The organism is Lactobacillus kefiranofaciens (assembly GCF_014656585.1).
GTDB lineage: Bacteria > Bacillota > Bacilli > Lactobacillales > Lactobacillaceae > Lactobacillus > Lactobacillus kefiranofaciens.
In genome coordinates this window covers 1,091,675-1,113,640 of the sequence record NZ_CP061341.1, presented here as the reverse complement: position 1 = coordinate 1,113,640, position 21,966 = coordinate 1,091,675, and the positions used below count along the sequence as shown (strand labels likewise).

Annotated in this window: 24 protein-coding genes and 1 pseudogene; 20 read left to right on the top strand and 5 right to left on the bottom strand. The window is 35.2% G+C overall.

The window, feature by feature from the left end:
- Positions 1-21: 21 nt before the first annotated feature.
- Complete coding sequence (locus ICI50_RS05545; protein WP_013854137.1) at positions 22-408, top strand: hypothetical protein; 387 nt, start codon at positions 22-24, stop codon at positions 406-408.
- Positions 409-438: 30 nt separating this feature from the next.
- On the opposite strand, the gene ICI50_RS05540 is transcribed toward ICI50_RS05545, so the two are convergent.
- The 4 genes from ICI50_RS05540 to ICI50_RS05525 all read right to left on the bottom strand — a co-directional run bounded on the left by ICI50_RS05540 (position 439) and on the right by ICI50_RS05525 (position 4,660).
- Positions 439-1,032, bottom strand: coding sequence for a TetR/AcrR family transcriptional regulator (locus ICI50_RS05540; RefSeq protein WP_188891296.1), 594 nt, complete (start codon positions 1,030-1,032; stop codon positions 439-441).
- 30 nt (positions 1,033-1,062) lie between these two features.
- A complete protein-coding gene (locus ICI50_RS05535) occupies positions 1,063-2,451 on the bottom strand; it encodes a Sir2 silent information regulator family NAD-dependent deacetylase (RefSeq protein WP_188891294.1) in 1,389 nt (462 codons plus the stop codon).
- A gap of 71 nt (positions 2,452-2,522) precedes the next feature.
- The gene (locus ICI50_RS05530; protein WP_013854134.1) at positions 2,523-3,059 is read right to left on the bottom strand and encodes an SIR2 family NAD-dependent protein deacylase; all 537 of its coding nucleotides are present in this window, start codon (positions 3,057-3,059) and stop codon (positions 2,523-2,525) included.
- Positions 3,060-3,244: 185 nt separating this feature from the next.
- A complete protein-coding gene (locus tag ICI50_RS05525) occupies positions 3,245-4,660 on the bottom strand; it encodes an MFS transporter (protein WP_054640426.1) in 1,416 nt (471 codons plus the stop codon).
- Between the two features lie 185 nt (positions 4,661-4,845).
- On the opposite strand from ICI50_RS05525, the gene ICI50_RS05520 reads away from it, so the two are divergent.
- The 3 genes from ICI50_RS05520 (at position 4,846) to ICI50_RS05510 (ending at position 8,413) form a co-directional block, all read left to right on the top strand.
- Positions 4,846-6,186, top strand: coding sequence for a dihydrolipoyl dehydrogenase family protein (locus ICI50_RS05520; protein ID WP_013854132.1), 1,341 nt, complete (start codon positions 4,846-4,848; stop codon positions 6,184-6,186).
- 120 nt (positions 6,187-6,306) lie between these two features.
- A complete protein-coding gene (locus ICI50_RS05515; RefSeq protein ID WP_013854131.1) occupies positions 6,307-6,933 on the top strand; it encodes a MarR family winged helix-turn-helix transcriptional regulator in 627 nt (208 codons plus the stop codon).
- 115 nt (positions 6,934-7,048) lie between these two features.
- A complete protein-coding gene (locus ICI50_RS05510) occupies positions 7,049-8,413 on the top strand; it encodes an FAD-dependent oxidoreductase (RefSeq protein ID WP_056941352.1) in 1,365 nt (454 codons plus the stop codon).
- A gap of 79 nt (positions 8,414-8,492) precedes the next feature.
- On the opposite strand, the gene ICI50_RS05505 is transcribed toward ICI50_RS05510, so the two are convergent.
- A complete protein-coding gene (locus ICI50_RS05505; protein ID WP_013854129.1) occupies positions 8,493-9,359 on the bottom strand; it encodes a LysR family transcriptional regulator in 867 nt (288 codons plus the stop codon).
- A gap of 125 nt (positions 9,360-9,484) precedes the next feature.
- Here ICI50_RS05505 and ICI50_RS05500 point away from each other — a divergent pair, with 125 nt between their 5' ends.
- From ICI50_RS05500 to ICI50_RS05425, 16 genes and pseudogenes are all read left to right on the top strand, one after another.
- On the top strand, positions 9,485-10,021 hold the full coding sequence (locus ICI50_RS05500; protein ID WP_013854128.1) for a flavodoxin family protein: 537 nt from the start codon (positions 9,485-9,487) through the stop codon (positions 10,019-10,021).
- A gap of 13 nt (positions 10,022-10,034) precedes the next feature.
- Positions 10,035-11,075, top strand: a complete 1,041-nt coding sequence (locus tag ICI50_RS05495; protein ID WP_054640429.1) for an alcohol dehydrogenase catalytic domain-containing protein — start codon at positions 10,035-10,037, stop codon at positions 11,073-11,075.
- Between the two features lie 141 nt (positions 11,076-11,216).
- Positions 11,217-11,632, top strand: a pseudogene (locus tag ICI50_RS05490) (cupin domain-containing protein).
- A 9-nt stretch (positions 11,633-11,641) separates the two neighbouring features.
- Positions 11,642-11,959, top strand: coding sequence for a carboxymuconolactone decarboxylase family protein (locus ICI50_RS05485; protein WP_025084192.1), 318 nt, complete (start codon positions 11,642-11,644; stop codon positions 11,957-11,959).
- 58 nt (positions 11,960-12,017) lie between these two features.
- Positions 12,018-12,911, top strand: a complete 894-nt coding sequence (locus ICI50_RS05480) for a DUF3737 family protein (RefSeq protein ID WP_013854124.1) — start codon at positions 12,018-12,020, stop codon at positions 12,909-12,911.
- Between the two features lie 5 nt (positions 12,912-12,916).
- Entirely contained in the window at positions 12,917-14,086 is a 1,170-nt protein-coding gene (locus ICI50_RS05475; protein ID WP_056941351.1) for a MalY/PatB family protein, read from the top strand.
- On the top strand, positions 14,083-14,946 hold the full coding sequence (locus ICI50_RS05470) for an alpha/beta hydrolase (protein WP_056941350.1): 864 nt from the start codon (positions 14,083-14,085) through the stop codon (positions 14,944-14,946). The genes ICI50_RS05475 and ICI50_RS05470 overlap by 4 nt, the downstream gene beginning before the upstream one ends.
- 250 nt (positions 14,947-15,196) lie before the next feature.
- Complete coding sequence (locus tag ICI50_RS05465; protein ID WP_188891292.1) at positions 15,197-15,463, top strand: type II toxin-antitoxin system Phd/YefM family antitoxin; 267 nt, start codon at positions 15,197-15,199, stop codon at positions 15,461-15,463.
- On the top strand, positions 15,460-15,729 hold the full coding sequence (locus ICI50_RS05460) for a Txe/YoeB family addiction module toxin (RefSeq protein WP_013854119.1): 270 nt from the start codon (positions 15,460-15,462) through the stop codon (positions 15,727-15,729). The genes ICI50_RS05465 and ICI50_RS05460 overlap by 4 nt, the downstream gene beginning before the upstream one ends.
- Positions 15,730-15,934: 205 nt before the next feature.
- On the top strand, positions 15,935-17,272 hold the full coding sequence (locus tag ICI50_RS05455; protein ID WP_025084196.1) for an MATE family efflux transporter: 1,338 nt from the start codon (positions 15,935-15,937) through the stop codon (positions 17,270-17,272).
- Positions 17,273-17,389: 117 nt separating this feature from the next.
- Positions 17,390-19,291: a heavy metal translocating P-type ATPase gene (locus ICI50_RS05450; protein WP_188891291.1), complete on the top strand. Its 1,902-nt coding sequence runs from the start codon at positions 17,390-17,392 to the stop codon at positions 19,289-19,291.
- A gap of 22 nt (positions 19,292-19,313) precedes the next feature.
- The gene (locus ICI50_RS05445) at positions 19,314-19,544 is read left to right on the top strand and encodes a heavy-metal-associated domain-containing protein (RefSeq protein WP_013854116.1); all 231 of its coding nucleotides are present in this window, start codon (positions 19,314-19,316) and stop codon (positions 19,542-19,544) included.
- Positions 19,544-20,095 (top strand): DNA-binding protein, encoded by a 552-nt coding sequence (locus ICI50_RS05440; protein ID WP_013854115.1) that lies wholly within the window; start codon positions 19,544-19,546, stop codon positions 20,093-20,095. Before ICI50_RS05445 ends, ICI50_RS05440 begins: the two co-directional genes overlap by 1 nt.
- A gap of 18 nt (positions 20,096-20,113) precedes the next feature.
- Positions 20,114-20,743, top strand: a complete 630-nt coding sequence (locus ICI50_RS05435; protein ID WP_054640431.1) for a Crp/Fnr family transcriptional regulator — start codon at positions 20,114-20,116, stop codon at positions 20,741-20,743.
- A 146-nt stretch (positions 20,744-20,889) separates the two neighbouring features.
- Positions 20,890-21,303, top strand: a complete 414-nt coding sequence (locus ICI50_RS05430; RefSeq protein ID WP_188891289.1) for a thioredoxin family protein — start codon at positions 20,890-20,892, stop codon at positions 21,301-21,303.
- Positions 21,284-21,955: an ArsR/SmtB family transcription factor gene (locus tag ICI50_RS05425; RefSeq protein WP_244964956.1), complete on the top strand. Its 672-nt coding sequence runs from the start codon at positions 21,284-21,286 to the stop codon at positions 21,953-21,955. The genes ICI50_RS05430 and ICI50_RS05425 overlap by 20 nt, the downstream gene beginning before the upstream one ends.
- Positions 21,956-21,966: the final 11 nt, after the last annotated feature.

Below are 21,966 nucleotides of genomic sequence, written 5' to 3'. Positions count from 1 at the left end.
AAGGATCAGGAGGTAAAAATCATGACAAAAATAATGAACGAAGATTTTTTAGACGTTTTACAAGACAAAGGACCAGCAACAATTGTATCAATTAATGGTAATCCAGCCAGTGTAGTTAATACTTGGTCACAATATATTAACGTGGTGGCTGATGAGAAGATTTTGATTCCTGCTGCGGGGATGCATTCAATTGAACAAGATTTTGAAAAAGATCCTAAGCATGAGCTGACAATTGCGATTGGCTCTTATAATTACCAGGGAACTGCCGGAATGGGACGCGGTTATCACATTCATGGTAGTGGTCAATTTGTTAATGAAGGCGCATATTTTGATCAAATGAAAGCCCAATTTGATTGGATCCGTGCGGTACTAGTGGTTAAGATTCATGATGTTGAACAGAAGATATAGAAAAAAGTTTGGAGCGTTAACTCCAAACTTTTATTTTTTTAATTCATGATAGCCAGCTTCAGTAAACCTATTTAGCAATTCAACATCATGTGACCATTTTTGATCTTTGATAAAATAATGAGCCCGATTAACAGCAAATGAACCATGAATAATATAAAGGAAGATAGTTTCTGCATCTTCTTTGGAAAGTCCAGTTTCTTTCATAATCGACGGAATGACATGATCGCGTTCATGCGCCATAATTCTGCCAATGATGTATTCACTGAGATCGGGATCCATTAATAATTTTTGATACTTATCTGAATCACCGATTCTTTGACAAGCGGGGATCATTGATTCATTTTGTTTTAAGTAATCAAAAGAAAAGTTGATCTTACTTGCTGAAATTGAATCAGTATTTTTTGATAATTGCAAAGCATCATCTAAGACATCGTTTAAGACGTCAGTAATCGTATTGTAGTGAAGATAAAAGGTAGATCGGGTGATCTCAGCTTCGCGACAGAGTTCTGAGACAGTTATTTTAGAATAGTTTTTTTGATTAATTAGTTTTAAAAAAGTATCTTTAATTACACGTAAAGTATATAACGTGCGTCGATCAGTTTTTCTTTTCGTAAAAATCACCACCTAAATATTGATTACTCTATTTTAACAAAACTATTGCTTAACTGTTAGTCGTTCAATAATTTCACGTTGTTCCGGGAAAAGACGTAAAAGGGTATCATATTTTGGTACTAAAACTGCACCGTTGCCATTGGTTGGAATCTCGGTATTGATTAAAGAAAATCCAGCTCCAGTGTCGTCAGCATCTTCGATAGCAATAAAAATACCAGGATCTACGTAAAATGAATGGACTTCATCCTTAGATTTATCAAGACCTAAACGAACTTTGTAGTATTGTCCTTCTTGAGTAAAGCAATGAACAATCGCTGCATCTCCCATATCATACATTAATCCTTGTCCATATTGAGTAGTATGTAAGTAGGAAGGGTGATCTTGATCAATCGTCATATACATTGGAAAGGTGCCCATCCGGAAACCTTGATCAACCATATAATTTGGATAAAATTTCTGTAAAGCTTTTTCCTGTTCTTGGGCTTCTTCAGGGCTTAATTGCTTGGGTGCTTCTTTCTTTTTAGGTGCCTGTGTTTTTGCGCCAAAACTTTTTCCCGATAAAATTTCTTTAAAGGTAGAAGCCAAGGAAGAATCAAAACCAATTGAGCGGTCTGCAATTTCATTTGGAATCATTAATTGACCCTGATTGATGGTAATGTAGTGGGCATTGGGATCTGCAGCAACCAGTTGCATGGTCGGCATCTTAATCATTTGGTTTCTAGGACCAATGCCTAATTCTAGAACTACTAATTTCTTGTTTTCATTAGTTTCAAGAAAGTTTTGCAATTTAGTTACTTGTTTTTGATTTACTTGGAAGTTATCACCAGCCATATTTAAGTCGAGTTCACTGCCGCATTTATCGCAAGTAGGGATATCTGCTTCTGTTAAAGCGCCAGTTTGGTCTTTTTGATAAATTTCATGCAGCTTATTACCTAGTTGAAAAATATCATGTTTTTCTGGATGTTCAGAGCAGACTCCTTCGAACCAATTACCTTCGATTTCAAAAACATTTTTAAAACCAGCTAAAGAGAAGTGATGGTCAACATTTGAAGTCCAAATAAAGTATGGTTTGTTGTCGATTAAATCTTTGATATCTGACATGTAGTTTGACGTTTCATAGTTGTTGCCATAATACTCGACAATTCTAGCAATTGCACGCCAGTGATCCAATTTGTTTTTATAAGGAAAAGAAAATGCGCTCAGTAAGTTTTGAATAGGGTATTTATCAACTAAAACGCCTAGTACCTCTTTTAATTTTTTGTCATTAGTAAATAAGTTCAATCCCTCGGAGATTGATAAGCCATTACTTGCGGTTACTAAAATCGCATCCGCATCTTTAATCCAATTGTGAGCAAGTTGTGCAGTTGATTCAGTCATAGTTTGATTATCTTCCTTCCTTAATTTTTTCACTAGCTTCTTTAAGAACTTCATTAATGTCATCTCCAATTAAAAGTGATTTTTCTCTAATGACCGGATTAGTGATGGCATCTTTAGGGTTAATATTAATGTAAAAAGCATCCCTCATATATTGTGTCATTTCCCAGAATGGTTCTTGAATAAACATTGGTGTCATTCGGCCAACACCCATTTCTAGAAGCTGGATATAATTTCTTATCAGTCTTGGTATTGGAGCTCTGGAAGAAGAACCAAGAACCTTGAATTTCACTAACTGCATCTTCACCAAAATATTTTTTAAATAAGCCATCTTGATTGGTTGTAATGTAATGAACCGGTTTATTACCGATTACTTTTTTTAGATAATCATAGGTTGGTTTTTGTGGTGGTTCATTAAAGATTAAGTTGTAAGCATATAATTGAAATGCCCATTTTTCTTCTAGAGAATCAAATTGAGTATAATAGCCCTTGAAAATACCTTCAAAATGATACTTATCATAGTAATACTTCATGTATTTCATAAAAAGGGGACTAGCTGAATACCAGAAATCCATCCCGGCAGCATTGGACATCCCGCTACCGCCGCCAACAACAATCGCATCGGCTTCTTTTACTTGTTTGACTAATTGATCAACTTTGTTCATCAAAACACCTCGTTAATTTTTGTACAATTTGTATCTAATTTTTAAGAAAATATTACTAAATAATAGTAAGTAAATTAAGAGCAGATCTTTTCAAAGTGTATAATTATGTACAGAATTGTAGATGTGTAGTGAAATGAACTTAAATTAAGCACAAAAAAAGCAGGCAATAAACCTGCTTCGATAAATTATCTATTTTTACGACTCTTTACAAAACGCGTAACAGTAATTATTTCTGCTGTTGCGGCGAATATCAATGCAAAGATAAAGGCGATGTGTAAACCGGACATAAACAATTGATTTTGTCCTACTGGGTAAGTGGTAATATTTTTACCGGCTTTAAAGCTCATTGAGCTATAAAGAATAATGGTTGATAAACTTACCCCAAGTTCCATTCCGAAATTACGAGCTAAGGAATTAACGCTACCAGCAATACCTAAGAACTGCTTATCAACCGATGACATAATAACGGAATTGTTTGGTGACTGGAAGAGCCCCATTCCGACGCCATAAAATAAGGAAGTGACTATAAAGAGCCAAAGTGATGAATTTAAATTAAAGGTCAAAATTAGAACTTGTGCAATTGTTAAAGAAGCTAGACCAATAATTGAAATCTTTTCACCACCGAATTTATCAGCCAAAGTTCCACCTACTGGGCCGAAGAACGCGATAGTTAGAGGAATAATAGCAAGCAGTAGACCAGCAAAGCCAGCGCTGTAGCTACGTGCGTTAACTAGATAATATGGCATTAAGATACTAAAGAAATAACCTACGATAAAGGCCAGCAATGCTGAAAATACTCCCATGGTGAAGTCAGCATTCTTAAAAATCCTGAAGTTAAGCATTGGTAATTTGACATAATGTTCAATTGCAATAAAGACAATTAATAAAATTATTGCAATAGCCAAGATAGTTAAGATAGTTAAGATAATTGGGTTAGTATAACCTTGAGTTTGTCCTTGCATTAAGGCATAGAAGAAAAATCCGATAAATGCGGCGAAGGTAGTAGTTCCATACCAATCAAGTTTTTCATTAGTATTTTTAGGTGAATCTTTTGGTAGAGAAACAATACCTGCGACAATAGCAATAATTCCAACAGGGACATTGATCCAGAAGATGTAAGACCAGTTTCCAGTATTTAGAATCAGACCACCAAGAGATGGACCAGCGATGGATCCTAAGGCAAAGAAAGTAGCTAGAATTGATAAAGCTCGACCTCTTTCTTGAGGAGGGAACATTTCAGTCGTAATCCCGAAGTTATTGGACATTGTCATTGCAGCTCCTAGAGCTTGAATAGCACGTCCAAATAATAGAAAACTAAAACCAAGTTTGAATCCGGCGATTAAAGATCCCACAGTAAAGATGATTGTCCCAATCTTGAAGACCTTAACTTTACCAACAATATCGCCTAGTCGACCGAAAAACATAATCAGTGCGGAAATTATCATTAAATAGATTGAGATAACCCATTCAATGGTACTTGAAGAGACGTTCATTTCTTTTGCCATAATTGGCGTTGCAATATTTACGATTGATGAATCTAATGAAGTCATAAAGGTAAAAATCGCAATTGCAATTAAAGCAGCAATTCGTTTATTTTTCATTATCTAAATCCTTTCTTACTTTTTAAAAGTAACACATAAAAAGATATTACTTGCGTTTACACTTGTCAATAATAAGTGGACTACAGAAATCGAAATGTGTAGTGAATTTAGGTAGTAAAGAACTTGTAAATAAATTTTTAAGGAACTAACTTACATATAGTAAGTAACAAGGAGGAAAAATAATTATGAAAGAATATGATGTAATCATTATTGGTGGTGGCCCAGCCGCAATTAACTTTAGTAAGGCTGCTAAGAACAGTGGTAAGAAAATCTTAGTTGTTGAAGGAGATAAGTTCGGTGGAACTTGTCCTAACTATGGTTGTGAGCCTAAGATTTTCTTTGAAGGCGCAGTGAGAAATGTGCTTGGCAGTCAATTAATGAAGGGGCGTGGAATTGGACAAGCGAGTCGCATTGATTGGGCTCAACTGATGCAGACTAAAAAGCAAGCTTGGGAAAACGTACCTAATAATGAAGAAAAAAGTTTTATTAAAGCAGGCGTGGGAACCTTACCAGGCTATGCTAGCTTTATTGACAATCACACCTTATTAATTAATGGAGAAAAATATCATGCTCCAATTATCGTGATTGCGATTGGGCAAAAACCACGGAAATTGAATTTCCCTGGTAGCGAATATACTCATAATAGTAACGATGTTTTAGATCTTGGTAATTTGCCAAATGAGGTTGTCTTTATTGGTGCAGGCATTATATCAATGGAATTAGCGACTATGCTTGCAGCCGCTGGTAGTCATGTAAGTATAGTAGAGTTTTTATCTCGCCCAATGATGGCTTTCAGTGAAAAACATGTTTTAAATACCGTTACTGAGATGAAAAAGCGCGGCATCGATTTCTACTTTAAGCAGGGAGTAGAGAAGATTGAGGAACTAGATAATCAATATGAAGTAACAACTTCAACTGGAAATAAGATTAAAGCTGACTACGTGGTTGACGCCAGTGGTCGAATTGCTAATATTGATCAGCTACACCTGGAAAACACCGACGTTAAATTATCGAAAAAGCACAGTATTATTGTAGATGATCACCTAGAAACAAATGCTAAAGGCGTGTACGCTGCAGGGGATGTAATTGAAAAGAAGGAACCTGCACTAGTTCCAACTGCTCACTTTGAGGCAATGTACTTAGCTGATCAGATTCTGAATAACAAGCATGATGCAATTCATTATCCAATTATTGGTGCTTCTGTTTTTACTTTCCCACAAATTGCCCAAGTAGGTGTCAATGTGGATGAAGCAAGAAAAGACGATCAATATCGAGTAGTTGATTTAGACCGTCTCTTCAATTCAGATATGGAGTATGCTGGTAAAAATGATCAAAGTGCAAAGTTAAGTTTGGTATTCAATGAGAATGATCAATTAGTTGGGGCTGCCGAAAGTAGTCAAAATGCAATTGACGATATTAATGGCTACATTCCGCTTATTGGTCTACATATTACGCGTAAGCAGTTAAACGACAATTATCAATTGATCTTCCCAGCTGTTAACTTTAAGACAGAAATGACGATTTAAAAATAAATATAAATTATTTACAGGTACCTGTTGGCAAAATGAACAGGTGCCTGTATTATTATGTTTGTAAAGTTTAACAAGTACCTGTTAAAGATAAAATCTAAAAGGAGATAACCAAAAATGAACGATGATTTAAGAGTTAGTTTTCACGAGAAGTTAATGGGATTAATGCATTCAATGAGAATATCTCACATGTTTGCTCATCGAAAGGCAAGTCCATTACAAGATGTTAGCCGTGGCCAGGGTAGAATTCTCGCCATGCTGAAGATTAAAGATAAGATGACGGCTAAAGATTTATCTTATCTTTTAGGGATTAGACAACAATCATTAAATGAAAGCTTAAAGAAACTAGAAAAGGCCGGTTATATCACTCGTCAACCGAGTTTAGAGGATGGTCGGGTGATGGAAATTTCGTTAACTGAAAAGGGTAGAGACCTTAAACAAATAAGTAATAATAATTCAGATGTACTAGATGGTTTTTTAGATGAAGAATTAAAGCAATTTGGTTCTTATGTTGATCGTTTGTGGAATGCATATGATGAAAAAGTTGAAGCTGATCCGGAAGACCAAGAGATGTATGAAAGAATGCGTGAACGGATGGATATGATGCGCGACCGTATGGGGGATGATGATTTTGATGAAATGATGCGTCGCTGCCGTCATATGGGGATGCCATTTGGCATGATGCATCATATGCATGGTCGTCATCATGGTTACAATAATGATGACTTTGGTGGTTGCTACTAATTATAGACAGATCTATATTTTTGTCCATTAGTTTTGAGCAAAATATGATAGGCATTAAGTAATAAGTGTTACCATTGAAATTATAATGAAGAAACTATTGTGTTAGGAGGATTTTATGGACAAACGTAAAATTATTATTGTTGGTGCTTCACATGGTGGTCATGAATCAGCAATCGAGTTATTAGATAAATATAGTGATGTAGATGTAACTGTTTATGAAGCTGGCGACTTTATTTCATTTATGTCCTGTGGGATGCAATTGTACTTAGAAAATAAAGTTACGGCTGAAGATGACGTCAGAAACTTTGCCCCAGAAGACATTGAAAAGAAGGGCGGCCATGTTTACGCTAACCATGAAGTAACTGCAATTCATCCAGATAAGAAGACAGTCACAGTTAAGGATTTGACTAATAATTCTGAAGAAGAAGTTCAATATGATAAGTTGATTCTTTCTTCAGGTGTAACGCCAAAGGTTTTGCCTGTGCCTGGTAATGATCTTAAGAACATCTATTTGATGCGTGGACGTGACTGGGCTTCTAAGTTGATGAGTGCGGTTAATGATCCAGCAATTAAAAATGTTGCTATTGTTGGTGCTGGTTATATTGGTACTGAAGCTAGTGAAGTATTTGCCAAAGCTGGCAAGCATGTAACTTTAATGGACATGATTGATCGTCCATTAGGAACTTACTTAAACCCAGAATTGCTTGATGTTTTGGAACCAGCCTTTAAGAAGCATATGGATCTTAAGATGGGCGTCAAGATTGAAGGCTTAAACGGTAATGGAAAAGTTGAAAGCGTAAAGACTGATCAAGGTGACGTGCCAGCTGACTTAGTTGTTGTTTCAGCAGGTGTAACTCCTAATACTGATTGGCTAAAGGGCACAGTTGACTTGGATCAAAGAGGCTGGATTAAGACTGATCCATACTTGAGAACTAATGTCAAAGATGTTTATGCAATTGGGGATGCAATTTTGCCACTTTCTATTCCAGCAGGTAAGCCAATGCCGATTGCATTAGCTACTACTACCAGAAGAGAAGCTCAATATGTGGTTGATCATATCTTCGAAGACAAACCAGATCGTGCCTTTAAGGGTGTTATCGGTGCTTCAGCACTTAGCGTATTCGACTATCACTTTGCTACGGCTGGATTAAATAAGTTTTCAGCTACTAAGAACAAGATTGATTATCAAACTAGCTTCTATGAAGACAACATGCGTCCAGCTTATGTTCCAGAAGCAGATAATCCTAAGGTATATGTCAGCTTGACCTTCAATCCGTACACTCATCAAATCTTAGGTGGTGCAGTTCTTTCTAAGTATGATATTACTGCTCAAGGCAATGTTTTAGCTTTGGCAATTAGTTATAAGATGCGTTTGGAAGACTTGGCTGAACAAGACTTCTTCTTCCAACCAGGATTTGATCGTCAATGGAGTTTGCTTAACTTAGCTGCACAACATGCTTTAGGTATGGCAAGATTTTAATTTAATCATTGATAAATAATAAATTGTATAGAAAAACTAGTCATGTTTCTGTAACGTGGCTAGTTTTTTTGTCAGATAATTAATCAAATTTACTCCATTGATCCTGCAATTTTTCAATTAAAGGCATTACACGTCTTTTATTTTGCTTTAAGTAACAAGCATAAAATTTCTGCTGGGCAACTTCATCTTTTAGTGGCTTAACTATGCAGTTATTGGGTAATTGATATTTTTGTTGTTGTGTATCAAGAATGGTGAGATTGGTAGTAAAAAACGGAAGAACGGAATAATGAAGAATTTCGCTGTACTCTTTAGTTTTATCTTGAAAAATAATTTTGCTATCAGGAATTTCATCATGATAGATTTTAGTCCAAAAACCAATTGGTGAAGGACTGAGAATAGTTTTTCCTTTTAACATTTTAAATGAGAGTACTTTGCTTTTGCCTAACTCACTTTTAGCTGGCAAGTTAACGGACATTGATTCGGTCCCTAAATATGTTGAAGTGAGGTCACGATCTTCAATTGGAAAATTAACTAAAAGACAGGTCATTTGGTGTTCAGAAAGCAAACTTTCAAAGTTATTTTCAATTAATTTGTTTTCAATCTGAAGATGATTATTTTTCAAAGAACGTAATACAATTAAGGGACCAGGTGCATTAGCACCAACGAGTAAAGTAGTTTGATCTTTTTCGAACTGTTTAACTTTTTCGATAAAGCTTAAGTTACTATTAATCAGTTTTTTGGCTTCACGGGCAGTGTATTTGCCAGTTTCACTTAAATATAACTTATTAGGCTTGCGAATAAAGAGCTTAACATCTAATTCATCTTCTAATTTCTTCATTGAATGGGTAACAGCTGGTTGTGTCAATCCCAAGGTTTCAGCAGTTCTTGCGATAGTACCATATTTAGCAAATGTCACTAATTCTTCTAATAAATAGTTTTCAATCATTTTTGCACCTCAGTATAAATTTAATTTATCCTAGCATTACAAACTATCAATTTTCAAGTAAGAGTGAAGCCAATATAATAATTGATGAAAGTTGGAGTTAAGAATAAAAAGAACTGAGGTGAATTATGGCGAGAGTAGTAATTTTAACTGGAAGTCCACACTTTAATGGTGCTTCAAATAAATTAGCAGATAATTTTGAAAGAGGAGTAAAAGAAAATAGTAATTGTGTTTATCGATATGATGCTGGTCTTCAATCTGACAGCGAACCACACTTTTTGCAATTGGAAAACGCCCCAGGAATGGAAGTAGGAATTCCAGATAATGATTTGGTAGAAAATCAAGTTATTCCAAATTTATTAGAAGCGGATCTAATTGTTCTAGTTTCTTCGCTTTACTATTTTGGAATTAATGCTCAACTTAAAACTGTAATTGATCGCTTTTATGATTATAATCATGAACTTAAAGATAAAAAGATGGTTTTTATGATGGCTGGATATGGCACGCAAGAGGATATGGAAGCTGTAAAGCTACAAATACATAAGTTGAGTAAATATTTGCGTTGGCAAATGATTACAGAAATATATGCAGATGATTCTTGGAATGAACAAAAATTGACGGACTTTGCTCAAAAGGCCTATCAAGTAGGTAAAGATATTAAGTAAGGAGATTTTATAAATGAAATACGCAGAATTTGTTAAAGCAGGAGAAATAAAAATCGTTAACAAGCCAATGCCAAAAATTGAAAAAGATGATGATGTAATCATTAAGGTATTGCGGACATGTGTTTGTGGTTCAGATTTATGGGCATATCGTGGCTTAGAAGAACAAGGGCATGAAAACAGCGGTCATGAAATTATTGGTGTTATTGAAGAGGTCGGTAAAGAAATTACAACTGTTGAAAAGGGAGATTTTGTTATTGCACCATTTACTCATGGTTGTGGCCATTGTCGGGCATGTTTAGCAGGCTTTGATGGTGTTTGTATGAATCGTAGTTCTGGTGATAACTTTTCAGGAGGTTATCAAGCTGAGTATGTTCGCTATCAACATGCACAATGGTCTTTAGTAAATATACCGGGAAAACCAATAGATTATAGTGAAGGGATGCTTAAGTCATTTTTAGCTTTAGCAGATGTAATGGCAACTGGCTACCATGCAGCACGTGTTGCTAATGTTCAACCAGGAGATTCGGTAATTGTGTTAGGTGACGGTACCGTTGGTCTTTCCGCAATTATCGCTGCTAAATTGCGTGGAGCTAAACAAATCGTTTCAACTAGTCGTCACCCAGATCGTGAAGCATTAGCACGTGAATTCGGCGCAACTGATAATGTTGAGGCACGTGATGAAGCAGGTATTCAAAAATTAATAGATATTACCCGCGGTGGAGCTGATGCAGTACTTGAATGTGTTGGGAGTGCATTATCAAATGATGAAGCTATTCAAGTTGCACGTCCTGGTGCAAAAATCGATCGGGTTGGCTTACCCCATGGTGCGAAGTTAGATCCAAGCTCAACTTTTTATAAGAATTTATCCGTTGCGGGTGGTCCAGCTTCAGTAACTACTTATGATAAAGATGGATTACTTAAAGCTGTGTTAGATGGCAAAATTAATCCAGGAAAAGTCTTCACCAAGACATTTAGTTTGGATCAAATCAATGAGGCATATCAAGAAATGGTTGATCGGAAGGTAATTAAGTCATATATCAAAGTTAGTGATTAAAGTCCGCTTCTCAAGTTTGGTTAAGGAATAAGAAAAATAAGTTTTATCATAGCTGCAAAGTATAGTTAACAATAAGGAATGAGTATTTTTCATTACGTTATTTCTTATTTAAAATAAAAATTGAAGTTAGAAAGAGCGAAAATCATGAAAAATGAAGAAGAAGTAAAAAATAGCGTGTTTGGTTTTGGTCAAAGCAATGATGCTTTTGCCAAGTTTTTTAAAGGAACAAGTTACCTTAAACCATTAGCAGAAAGCAAAGAAGCTAAAACCGCAGTTCATAATGTAAGTTTCGAGCCAGGGTGTCGCAACAATTGGCATATGCATACTGTTCCCCAAATTTTAATTGCCGTAGAGCTGGTGAAGGCTGGTACCAAGAAGAAGGTAAGCCAGCTAAAAAGATGCTTCCTGGAAATGTAATAATTGTTAATCCTAATACTAAACATTGGCATGGCGCAACGAAAGATTCTTGGTTTGCCCATTTAGCAATTATGGTTGGTGAATCGAAGAATACTTGGTTAGAACCTGTAAGTGATGAAGAATACAATAAGTTGAAATAAGAGGCGTTAATTATGGTTAAACAAACAGCAGGCAGAGATCAACTGGGCGATTTTGCACCTAAATTTGCGGAATTAAATGACGATGTTTTATTTGGACAAGTTTGGTCAAGAGAAAAGCAATTAAGTTTAAGAGATCGCAGTTTTTTGACTGTGACAGCCTTAATTACTAAAGGTGCTTTCGATCAATTACCATATCACATGAAGATAGCTAAGAAGAATGGCATCACTAAGGAAGAAATTAGTGAAATGATCACGCAACTTGCATTTTATGTTGGTTGGCCCAATGCTTGGTCTGCCTTTAATATTGCAAAAGAGATCTGGAAGTAAGTAATAAGGACTGGAGTTAATTTGCTCTGGTCTTTATTTTTAAACAGAAAGTGGATAAATGAATCGAAAAATTACCAATAAATATTTTGAAGGAGAACGAATCCTCTATGGCTTAACAGATGCCAATTTAAATGGCGTCACTTTTGGTCAAGGTGAATCTCCGCTTAAAGAAGCAAAAAATATCGAATTGAAAAATTCAATTTTTAAATGGAAATATCCTCTTTGGTATGATGATAGTGTTTCAATTGATAATACAACATTTGAGACTATGTCACGAAGTGGTATTTGGTACACCAAAAATATTACAATTACTAACTCTGCACTTCAGGCGCCTAAATTATTTAGAAGAGCTGAAAAAATTACGCTTGATCACGTTCATTTCTCAGATGCCGAAGAGACAATGTGGACTTGTAAAGATATCAAAATTACTAATTCGCAAATTAACGGTGATTATTTTGGCAAAGATAGTGAAAATATCTATCTTGATCATGTAAGTATCATTGGTAATTATTGCTTTGATGGTGCAAAGAATATTGAAGTTCATGATTCAACTTTTGTTTCTAAGGATGCTTTTTGGAATTGTGAAAACGTGACGATCTATGATTCAACCATCGATGGCGAATATTTAGCTTGGAATACTAAGAATATCAAATTAATCAACTGCACGGTTGAAAGTGATCAGGGACTGAATTATATTGATCAGTTAAAAATTAAGAATTCTGATTTAATTCATACTGACTTAGCTTTTGAATATGTTTCAAATCTCGATGTAGAGGTAAATAGCACGATTGATAGCGTTAAAAATCCAATTTCTGGCAAAATTTCAGCTCCAGAAATCAGAGAATTAATTATTGATCAAGAAAAGGTTGATCCAGCTAAAACAGAGATTGATTGTGCTAAGATCGATGAGAAAACTAATCATTCAGATTTAAATCAATTACCAAAGGATTGATAAAAATGACAGCAACTAATTATGATTTTGTTAATGCTCCGGATCGTCGTCATACGGATTCCGTTAAATGGGATGTTAAAGACGGCGAGCTGCCAATGTGGATTGCCGATATGGACTTTAAGACGGCGCCAGAAATAATTAAAGCGATGCAAAAGAAGATTGCCTTAGGTGCATTTGGCTATGAATGGCCTCAAACTGATTATTTCAATGCTGTAGCTGATTGGTATGAAAAAGAGCATGGTTTTCGTCCTGAAAATGAGTGGATGATTTTTACGACTGGTGTAGTGCCAGCAATTTCTTCGATTGTTAGACGAGTATCACACATTGGAGATAATGTCTTAGTGCAAGAGCCAGTTTATAATATCTTCTTTAATTCAATTGAAAATAATGGTCGTCATGTTCTGTCTAGTGATTTAATTTTGGATGGTCAAACTTATCAGATTAACTGGCAAGACCTTGAAGAAAAATTGGCTTTGCCACTCACTACTTTAATGATTTTTTGCAATCCTCATAACCCAGTTGGCAAGGTGTGGACTAAAGCAGAAGTGCAAAAAATGGCTGAGCTATGTGCTAAACACCATGTTGTACTTTTATCTGATGAAATTCATGGTGACATTGTTAGAAATGATCAAGGATATACATCTGCATTTTCGGTGAATGGTGCTGCCCAAGAAAATGTGATTTCGCTTGTTTCACCAAGCAAGACCTTTAATGTTGCAGCACTGCATGCCGCAACAGCGATCGTTCCTGGTGAGAACTTACGTAACATGGTGAATCGCGGACTGAACAGCGATGAAGTCGCGGAACCTAATTTGTTGGCAATTCCGGCAACAATCGCAGCTTATGAGCATGGACATGAGTGGCTTCATGCACTGATTGAGCAATTAGAAGAAAATTTTGCTTATGCGGAGAGATTTATTAAGGATAATTTACCGCAAGTTAAAGTAATAACTGGGGATGCAACGTATTTGATGTGGCTTGATGTTGAGCAAGTCACTGATGATTCGCAAAAGTTGGCTGATTTCATTAGAAAAGAAACTGGTTTAATCATATCAGCCGGTAGCGTTTACCGGGGAAATGGTCATGACTTTTTACGTATTAATCTAGCTTGTCCAATGACCATGGTTAAAGATGGGATGGAGCGTCTGAATAAAGGAATTGAATATTTTAAATGAAAAGAAAGATCCTAATACCACTTTTCGTCGTTTTAGCAGCGATAATAGGATGTGGAATTTACTTAAAAAGTAGTAATTTTAATACAACAGCTGATTCGGTTAGCACAAATAAAGTCAAAAAACGTAAACTAAATAACAAGGTTATTCCAACTTTCTTTTTCCATGGCGCCAGTTCTAGTTATCGTGCGGAAGAGCATATGGCCAATGCCGCAGTTAAAGCAGGAGCAGCTGATCAGATTATTAGAGCCAACGTTTTTAAGAATGATAAAGTTACTTTAATCGGTAAACTCAGAAAGAATATCAAGCATCCCATTATTGAAGTTAACTACGCCAATAATTATTCAGTAAATCCCGATGATGTTAAAGCTGCGTTAGTGGCCGTTCAGAATAAATATAGCTATCACAAAGTTAATTTAGTAGGACACTCAATGGGAAATTTACTTATCGCACATTATCTAAATGAAAATTATGCTAATAAAAGTTTGCCTCAAGTGCAAAAAGTAGTTTCAATTGCGGGTCACTATAATGGTTGGCTAGGTGAAGGCGAAGAAGCCACATCTGCTTTAAAGAAAAATCGCCAGCCAATCCATGAGATTCCTAGTTTTAAAACTTTGCTTGGTTTAAGAAAACATTATCCAAAACAAATCAAAGTGCTCAATATATATGGTGATTTGCAAGATGGTAGTAGGTCTGATGGTTCGGTAGCAGTTTCATCAGCAAAATCATATAAATATTTGATTAATGGTCGAGCTAAATCATATCGTGAAGTTGAAATTAAGGGTAAACAAGCACAGCATAGCCGGTTGCACAGAAATGCCCAAGTTGATCGATTATTGATTAAGTTTTTGTGGAAGAAGTAAAAAAGCTAGAGATTTGAAAAAATAATTCTGAGTTTGACAGTTTTAGAAGTCAACAAAGTCATAGATTACCTATTTATTAGGCTTTCTAGAGCTTTTTACATCTTCAATTTTTTGCGTACTTTTTCTTTTTTTGGTTTGTTTATAAATTTTTTTGAAATATTTTTGTGTAATTAGTTCTCGACCCAGATGAGTAATTTCCCTTGCGTACATTATATGGTACATAGTACAATAATTTATGAGGTGAAATATCATGGATGCAACAATTTATACTCCCACAGGAGCAAGACGTAATTTATTCAATCTTATCAAGCAAGTTAATAAAAACCATATTCCAGTTAATATTGAATCTACAAAAGATAAAGCAGAAAGTGCTGTGTTAATAAGTAAATCCGACTGGGACGCTATTCAGGAGACTCTTTATCTTGAGTCCAATGGTGTAGGAGAAGTTGTGAGAAAACGTGAAAAGGACAATTCAGGTTTTACTGATATTGATGATATTAACTGGGATGAGCTATGATTTTAAAATATCATGGCAGGATTAAAAACTCAGCTAAGCCTGATTTAAAGAAGATTAAGCGAAGTAATCTGAAAGATAATTTTCAAGATATTATAGATCAACTCAAAAAAGATCCTTATAAAAAGAATCAAGGATTTGAAAAATTAGAACCACCAATTTTAGGAAAATATTCTCGAAGAATCAATATAAAACATCGAGTTGTTTATACTGTTGATGATGTTAATAAGATAGTAAGTATTTACTCGGCCTGGTCACATTATGAATGAGATAAAAATATTGCTATTAATGAGGAAAGTATCTTGTACATATCTTTGGACTATTCTTGAATCAACAAGATTAATTTGGTTAAAACAAGATTAATTTGGTTAAATAAGCATGTAAATATAAAATGACTAAGTAACATAAGCAACCTAAAATTGTGAGGATGACTATTCTTCAGTGATTTTAGGTCATTTTTATTGGGGTAAAGAAATGGAGGAATTATTTGCAAAAGCGCCAGTTAAACAAGTCTACTTTAAGTTAGCGCTTCCTGTTGTATTAGGAATGATCACCACGATGGTTTACAATCTTGCTGATACCATGTTTGTTGCTAAAACGGGCGATACGAATTTAGTGGCGGGAATTACAATTGGTGCACCACTGTTTACATTTTTACTAGCAGTTTCAGATATCTTTGGCCTTGGTGGGTCGTCAGTAATTTCTCGTTTATTTGGTGAGAAAAATTATGAGCTAGGACGCAAAATAAGCAGTTTTAGTATGTATGGTGGAATTGTGACCGGTTTGATTTTAACTGTAATTCTACTCCTGTTTGAAAAGCCTATTCTAACTATGTTGGGTGCCAGAGCTGCTACTTATGGGGATGCAGCGGATTTTTATCGGGTCTTATCGATTGGTGCAGTCTTTATCATTTTTAGTTTAATACCACAGAATTTGATCAGAACTGAAGGACTAGCCGTCGAAGCGATGATTGCAACGATGACGGGAACGATTTTAGCTATTATTTTAGATCCAATTTTTCTATTTGGGTTAAAACTTGGTGCTACTGGGGTTGGTATTGCTAATATTTTAGGTTATGTGGTGACTGATATTATACTAGTTTATTTTATTTTGAAAAAAGCTCAGTTTATCACTCTGGACCCTAAAAAGATGAGAATTGATGGTAAGTCAATTAAGGACGTAATTGCGATCGGAATTCCAGGTTCAATCACTAATTTTGCTCAAAGCTTTGGCATGGCTTTATTAAATTCCTCATTAGCTGTTTATGGTGCGAACAAAGTGGCAGCGATGGGAATTACGCAAAAGGTCTATAGTATCGTGATCCTGGTAATTGTTGGCTTCACTTTTGGTGCTCAGCCTTTGCTAGGTTATAATTATGGCTCTAAAAATTGGCGACGTTTAAAAGAAATTCTACGTTTTGATATCTTAGTTCAAGTTACTTATGCCGTTATAGTTGGCGGCTTATTGATCATCTTTGCCCGGCCCGTAATTGCATTATTCATGAATCAGCCAGATATTGTTAATGCTGGTAGTTATATGTTGCTAGCGACGATAATTACGACACCGGTTGTGGGAACTGTGCTAGTTTACACAACTATTTTTCAATCGATTGGCAATGCTTGGGGTGCTTTCATCATGGCCATTGCTCGTCAGGGAGTAGTTTATTTCTTAGTATTGGAATTAATGAAAATGATTTTAGGCTATCACGGAATTGTTTGGTCACAGGCAATTAGTGATGTTATTACTTGCGTGATTGGTTTCTTCATCTATGAAAAGAGCTTGGATTTGAAGGATAAGATTAATAAAAACTAGTTCAATTAATTAGAAAGCACTTAATTTTTAACATTAAGTGCTTTTTCTTGATGGTCGTCAATTTCTGCTAACAACATTTCTCCTAAACTAAAACATGAAAAGCAAAGGAGAATATAAATGGTAAAAATTCAACAATTTTTTGTTAAACATCAAAAAATAATTTTGGCACTTAATACTGTGCTGATTTTACTTGCGGAAGCAGCTAAATGGTTATTCCATATCAATGCTGCTTATCAAGTTCTGATGCTAGTAGTAGGAGTTATTGGTTTAATTCCAATATTGTTAACAGCTATTTCATCATTGAAAGTAAAATTAGTTTCCATTGATGTTTTGGTGTCATTGGCAGTAATTGGCGCTATTATTATTGGCGAATTTAATGAAGCAGCAATTGTGACCTGGCTTTTTGCATTAGGTGATGTTCTAGAAGAACTTACTCTTAAAAAGACGCGTAAAGCTGTATCTGATTTAACTAAAATGGCACCACGAACTGCGTTAGTCTTACAAGATGACGGAACAACAGAAGAAGAGGACGTAGATTTCATTGATCCTGGTGAAAAGATTTTGATTAAAACTGGAGATCAAGTCCCAGTTGATGGAAAAATTGTTGCGGGTTCAGGTTATCTAAATGAAGCTAATGTTAATGGTGAGTCGAAACCAGCCGATAAAAAACAAGGTGATCAAGTCTATGCCGGTACAATTCTAGAAGATGGCACCTTGACAGTAGAGACTACAGCAGCCGGAGATGATACTACCTTTGGCAAGATTATCGAAATGGTAGAGGAAGCTCAGGATTCTAAATCTCATACTGAGAAGTTGATCAATCGTTTTTCTAAATACTACACTCCTGCGGTATTAGTGATTGCGATTATTGTAGGCTTAATTACAAGAGACTTCAAATTAGCAATTACAGTAATGGTTCTAGGTTGTCCAGGTGCTTTGGTTATTGGAGTTCCCGTTTCAACTGTTGCCGGTATTGGTAACGGAGCTAAAAATGGCGTGATGTTTAAGGGCTCTCAAGTAATGGATGCAGCTCGTAAAGTCGATGAAATTGCCTTTGATAAAACTGGTACTTTAACAGTTGGTCACCCAGAGGTTAATAAAATTGAAGTTCTGAGTGGTAATAAGGACGAAGTTGTTAACCTGGCTGCTAACATTGAGTCTCAAAGCAATCACCCGTTAGCTAAAGCAATGGCTAAGCTTAGTGAGCAAAAGATTGATCAAATTGAGACTAAGACAGTTAAGGGCAAGGGTATGATAGCTGACTTAGATCGAGAAAAGTATTATTTAGGTAATTTAGCTTTAATTGAAGAAAATACTTTTGCTAATCCTGAATTAACTCAAGTAGTTAATAAACTAAGTAACTTAGGAAACTCTGTTGCAGTCTTGGCTAATAGTGATCAAAGTAAATTGGCTATTTTTGGCATTAGAGATCGCCTTCGTCCAGAAGCAGAAACCGCGTTAATGCAATTGAAGCAACTAGGTATCAAGAAGTTGGTTATGCTTTCAGGTGATAATCAAGAAACTGCTCAACAAATTGCGGCTGATTTGCCAATTGATGAAGTTCATGGGCAAATGCTTCCAGCGGATAAAGCACAATTTGTTAAGCAGGAACAAGAAAATGGTCATCACGTTGCCTTTATCGGTGATGGGGTTAATGATAGTCCTGCATTGGCTAATGCCGATGTGGCTATTGCAATCGGTAGCGGTACAGACGTTGCAGTTGATGTTTCGGATATTGTCTTAGTCAAAAATGACTTGCGTAAAATTGCCTATGCTTTATCAATTTCTAAGCGGACCGTTTTAAATATGAATGAAAATATTGTAATTGCATTGTTAACTGTTTTGTTACTGTTCATTGGGTTATTTGCAGGTTATGTCGAAATGGCTAGCGGTATGTTTATTCATGAATTTAGCATCTTAGTCGTAATTTTAAATGGTATGCGCTTAATTAGAAATCGTCGAAAAGTTGATAACCATCAATTTTCTGATAAAGAAAAAGATTTAGCATTAAACATGTAAGGAATAAGAAAGGAAGATTTTTATGCAAAAAGTAATGATGAAGTTAGGTGGCATGACTTGCCCATCTTGTTTAACCAAGATTGAAAAAGCTGTTGAAGATGTCGATGGTACAGATCAAATTAAGGTATTATTTAATGCCGGTAAGTTAAAGTTCATGATGAATGCTGATAAGGCTAATGTTGATGATGTTAAAACAGCAATCGAAAAAATGGGCTATGAAGTTAAGGGTGTAAAGGCAAAGGAGTTAAACTAATGAAGGCTGAAGAAGCATATAAGGCAGAGTTAAAGCAAAGTGACATTGATCATCATAAGCCTACAGCTGGTGCAATGGGTGGTCACATTATTGCTAATTTACTAATTCATACTTTAAAAATTAGTCAAGCTAAGTTCTTCGCCAAGGGTTCGGCTAGTTTGTTTTTAGAACAGCATGCTGATGAGTGGATCAGATATGAACAGAATGAGTTTAACCAACTAAATCAGATTTTAGTTAATAACGGTGAAAGCATACCTACTATTACTGATCAATTTAAAGAATATACTATGCTTGAGGAAGACGGATCAAGCAAGTACGAAGATGGCCAAGACCAACTTTTTGCTTTAGTAAAAGACTTTGACACACAAATCTTATTTATTACTAAGGCAATTGCCTTAGCTCAAAAAGAAGCTTGGCCAGAATTGAATGCCAATTTAATTGAACTTCTAACATGGATTAAGGGACAAATTCGTCAATCACAAATCTTCTTAGGCCATGAATTGCGTGAAGGATTATATACTGAAGAAGATGATGATGACGATGATTTTTAAGTAAAGGAAGTTTTTTGAATGGCAGAGTTGTGTGTATACTTAGTTCCATTATTTAATGCATTACCGACAAATGATCAAATGCAAATAGAAGAGCTAGTTCATCATCAGAATTATCAAAAAAGTGAATTAGTAATGGATCCTACATCAAGTAATAACTTAGTAATTGTTGCTCATGGTGGTGCTCGCCTTTATACTTTAGACGAAAATGGCCGCGAAAATCTTACCCAGATTTTAAAGACGGGTGATTATGCTGGTGAAAATTGGTTATTTGGTGAAGCAAATATCAATACTTATGTTGAAGCTACAGAAAATAGTGAGATTTGTTTGCTTAATCGAAATGACTTTTTAGCGCTAATGAAAAAGAAACCAGAATTAAGTATTCAACTCTTAGAGCAAAATATCATTAAAGTACGTGCTATGCATAGGCAAATTCAATTACTTAGTTTGCCTAAGGTGGAAGATCGTCTATTTAGTTATTTGCAGGCTTATGCAAAACAAGTGAATAAGAACTCATTTACTTTGCCACTAAAAATGAAAGATTTAGCCTTGTATTTAGGTACTACTCCTGAAACTTTATCGCGTAAATTCGTACTCTTAGAAAAGCAAGGAACCTTAAAACGAAAACTACGTCACATTGATTTATTCTAATTATTATTAAAGATCTACGAGCCAATGGTTCGTGGATTTTTTTATGGGTAAAATTTTTTTGTACATCAAGCACTTGACTTATAAAAAGTAAGTGATATACTAAAATTGATCTACGAAATAGTAGAATAGTTAAAAGGAAGATATAAATGAATAAAATTATTTATTTTTATAATGATAGTTGTTCTCACTGCTTTACTGAAGGCAAAGTATTAGATCAGCTTGATCCTTATGCAGGAAGTAACTTTGAGCTTGAGCGTATTAAAGCTAATGAAAATTCTGAGTTATCAAAAAAGTATGGAATTAACTCAATACCAACAATTATTTTTGTTAAAAATAATAAAGCAGTTGAATGCTATAAGCATGATTTAAGTTTCAGTCAAATAAAAACCGTGATTAATTATTGTTTCGGAGGTTTAAAGATGGTTAAGAAAAATGAAGATAAGAAAGACAAGATGCTTAACATTGTTGGCAGTGATGATCAAAATGCAGGTATTTGTGGTCCTGATGGCTGTGTGATTAATTGGGACAAGGATAAAAAGAATGATGTCAAAAAGAAATAACGAATTAGTAGAGGCTTATCGTGATTCAGCGTTTGAACAGTTGGTTAAAATCGGTAAAAGTTTAGGAAACGTTTCTCGCTTAAAGTTATTAGACAATTTAGCCCAAGGTAAAAAATCCGTTGAGGATTTGGCAAAAAGTGTTGGTTTAACTACAGGAACAGCTTCCAAAAATTTACAGCTCTTGAAAAAAGTAGGTCTGGTTAAAGAGTCACGTGATAAGAATTTTATCTTTTATAAATTAGCATCTGAGAAAATAGCGCAAATGATTTCTTTATTAATTGATATTAGTGAAGAATCATTACCAGAATTGCGTAATTTAGAAGCTAGTTTAAAAACTAAAAATTCTAGATTACAGCATTTATCTGTGGCGGATTTAAAACAAGAAATGTTGACGAGTAATCCCTACGTAATTGATTTACGCCCAAGATCTGAATATATGACCGGCCATTTACCTGGTGCTCACAACGTTCCTTACAGTGCATTTAACATTGACCAGTTAAATTTGCCTAAAGATCAAAACATCGTAGTCTATTGCCGTGGTAGATTGTGTGCGTATTCAGATGTATTGGGCGAGCAAATTTATCAAAAAGGATTTAATGTTCAAGTCTTTAACCACACTGTTGGAGAATGGAATCAAAAAGTAGCCAGCTAAAAAATAATAAA